Genomic DNA, 2609 nt, shown 5'->3' on the forward strand with positions numbered 1-2609 from the left:
GGGTCGTGCCGACGTTGAGCACCTGCGGTGCGAGTTCGGCAAGCGCGGGCACCTCGTCGTTGACATGGGCCACGGCGACGGCGAAACCGCTTGGGTCGGCCAGCCGCACAACGCTGCCCTCGATCGCCTCGTCCAGCGGTTCGACGCGGGTGCCGGTGGCCTGCGCCAGCCGCTGCAGATCCTGTTTTTCGGCGGCCTTGAAGGTGGGCCCGACGAACCAGGGGTGGGCGCCCTTGCGGATCACCATGGCCGGCGTGCCGGGCAGGGACCCGCGCAGATACAACGCATCCGGCCTGCGGGCGGCGACGACGAAACCGAAGTCGCGAGCAAATGTTTCGGCGCGCTTTAGGTCGGGCTTGACGAATTCCAGCCAGGCCAGGTCGGCGACTTTGATCGTCGGATTGATGGCACGGCCACTGTGTTCGCCCCGGTTGGGGCCGAGCTCGCTATGCACATCGGCGTGCCCGTCGACGACGCTGCCGCGTCGGTGGTTTCTCATATCCGCGCTCCTGCCAACTGGACTGGTTGGGGCGACATTTCGCGCTCGCACCCGCGCTTCACCCTAACTCCTAATATGGCGGACGTCAATATAAATCTTGACATCTGACATATTTCGGCTTAATGTAGGAACCGGCTGACCAGACGAGGAGGACCGGCGATGACAACCGCAGAAGTCGTACACGCGTTCTTGGAGCGTCTCGGAACCGGCGATCTCGAGGGCGTCACGGAACTGTTCGCGGACGACATCGACTGGTGGGCGCCAGGTTCGGTCCTGCCGTGGGCGGGGCGGCGGTCGCGGCGCAGCGACGTGCCCGAATTCTTCCGGGTGCTCGAATCAGCCTGCGTGCCTGCCGAGACTCGAGTCGAGGTGGAGAAGGTCCTCATCGACGATGAGGATGCCGTCGTCTTCGGCACGTATCACCGGATGTTCGCTAAGAACGCGCGCAGCTTTGACACCCCCGAGGCCGTGCACATCCGGGTCGTCGACGGCCGGATCGTCCGCTGGCACCTGTACGGCGACACAGGGCGCGTCGAGGATGCATGGCTTGACCGCTGAGCCGGCTATCCAGAGCACCCGGTAGGCCGGTGACGCTCACACTTGTCGGGCGGCGGTAACACCACGGCCACAACAACATTGAGAACTGTGGCAGCAAGGCTCATGGACGAAAGCGTCTTGGCCCACCAGATGATCGGGACCCCACTGTTCTTGTTCTCGATCATGCTGACTGCTCACTTCGGTCAGTCCTCTTTCGAACAGCAGTTACTTCTCGGCGCAGTTGTGTTCTTCCAGGGCCCGGATCAGCAGATCGGCCGCGAGGTCGGCATGGGCCTCGATCTCGGCCGGATCCAGGGGATCGGCGGCGTCGAAGTGACGGGCCAGCGGACCCAGCGTGAACGGGGCGGCCGCCCCGTGGGCGAGCAGGAAATGAAAGGTGCGCAGGGAAACGCGCCGTGTGCGCCCACTGTCGGCGAGGTGGTCCAGCAGCCGGTGCACTGGCTCCAGCGCGGGTCCGATATAGGTGCTGTAGAGGTAGGCGAGGCGCTCGGTGTCTTGGCGTCCTTCGATGTTCATCAGCCCCAACAGCTCGGGCCGTTCAGCCGAGTACAGCAAGAAGGTGCGTATTGTGATGCGCAACTGATCCAGCGGATCGGTCAATGTGGGGTCAAAGGCGGTCGCTAACTTCATCACCAGGGGCTTAAACGCCCAGTCGGCCGTGGCGTACCACAGCGCCTCCTTGGAGCCGAACCGGCCGTTGAGCAGATTATGGCTGCCGCCGAGGTCGCGGTTGAGGGTGCGCAGCACCACGCCGTCGTAGCCAAGGGTGGCGAACGCGCGCAGCGCCACGCCGAAAATCTCGTCGAGCGAAGCGGGCGATTCCTCGGTGCGTGGGCGCCCGCGTGGTCGGCGTCGTGACGCAGCGCTGGTGGTAGTCAAGTGGCCTCCGGTGTGCGGTGACGGAATATGCATGCCGTTGTATGAAAGCAAATGATAATCGACAAATAGTTATTTGGCACACATTGACTCCAGCGCACCGGGCGCACGCCGCCGGCCCTGGTCCCCGATCACCGCGTGCTTCGTCGGCGTAACCGTCGCCGGGGAGCCGCGACGGCGTCGACGGCCGCCCTTCGGGTATACCGCCCTCTCGTTGCCCCGCACGCTCGGCAGGGGCTCCAGCATGGTTGTCATATGTCCGATTTTTATTTGACGGATATCATTCTCGGCGTAGGCTCAGCTCATGGATGAGCAGAACAAATTGGTGGCAGAACCGGGATCGGGCGACGCCACCGCGGCCCGCGGACGAACGCCCGAGCAAGTGGTCGCCCACTTCTTAGCCGCGTTCGGACGTCACGACGTGGAGGCGATCGGTCGGCTGTGTGCCGACGACATCGTCGAAACGCTGCCGGGGACGCCACCCCTGGAAGGCATCGCCAACGAGCTCGCGTTCATCAGCGGCCTGCTCGCAGCGTTTCCCGACTTGGAGATCGAAGTGACTCGGTTGATGGCGATCGATCAGGTCGTCGCGGCCGCCTGGACGCGCCGAGGAACGTTTACCGGCGCGGACTTTCAGGGACTGCCCGCCAACGGCGCCCGGATCGAGTCGGCCGCC

General features: G+C 64.5%; 5 protein-coding genes. 2 read left to right on the plus strand and 3 right to left on the minus strand.

The annotated features are described in order from the left end of the window. Window positions 1-499, minus strand: a 499-nt coding sequence (locus QOH60_RS10555) for a VOC family protein (protein ID WP_526419916.1), incomplete at its 3' end; no start/stop codon positions are given. A gap of 159 nt (window positions 500-658) precedes the next feature. Here QOH60_RS10555 and QOH60_RS10560 point away from each other — a divergent pair. Then, complete coding sequence (locus QOH60_RS10560; protein ID WP_526419918.1) at window positions 659-1057, plus strand: nuclear transport factor 2 family protein; 399 nt, start codon at window positions 659-661, stop codon at window positions 1055-1057. A gap of 204 nt (window positions 1058-1261) precedes the next feature. On the opposite strand, the gene QOH60_RS10565 is transcribed toward QOH60_RS10560, so the two are convergent. Together QOH60_RS10565 and QOH60_RS10570 are read right to left on the minus strand one after the other, a co-directional pair. Continuing rightward, window positions 1262-1936 (minus strand): TetR/AcrR family transcriptional regulator, encoded by a 675-nt coding sequence (locus tag QOH60_RS10565; protein ID WP_526419920.1) that lies wholly within the window; start codon window positions 1934-1936, stop codon window positions 1262-1264. A 69-nt stretch (window positions 1937-2005) separates the two neighbouring features. After that, window positions 2006-2188 carry a hypothetical protein gene (locus tag QOH60_RS10570; RefSeq protein WP_526419922.1) on the minus strand — a complete coding sequence of 61 codons (183 nt, stop codon included), beginning with the start codon at window positions 2186-2188 and terminating at the stop codon, window positions 2006-2008. Between the two features lie 49 nt (window positions 2189-2237). Between QOH60_RS10570 and QOH60_RS10575 the strand changes: the two genes are divergently transcribed. Next, window positions 2238-2609, plus strand: a 372-nt coding sequence (locus tag QOH60_RS10575; protein WP_526419924.1) for an ester cyclase, incomplete at its 3' end; no start/stop codon positions are given.

Origin of the sequence: Mycobacterium sp., assembly GCF_032159765.1 — a bacterium.
GTDB lineage: Bacteria > Actinomycetota > Actinomycetes > Mycobacteriales > Mycobacteriaceae > Mycobacterium.

Bases quoted from the DNA above. Each gene is read 5' to 3' on its own strand.
- QOH60_RS10560 (WP_526419918.1), top strand. From the start codon at position 659: ATGACAACCGCAGAAGTCGTACACGCGTTCTTGGAGCGTCTCGGAACC.
- QOH60_RS10570 (WP_526419922.1), bottom strand. From the start codon at position 2,188: ATGACAACCATGCTGGAGCCCCTGCCGAGCGTGCGGGGCAACGAGAGG.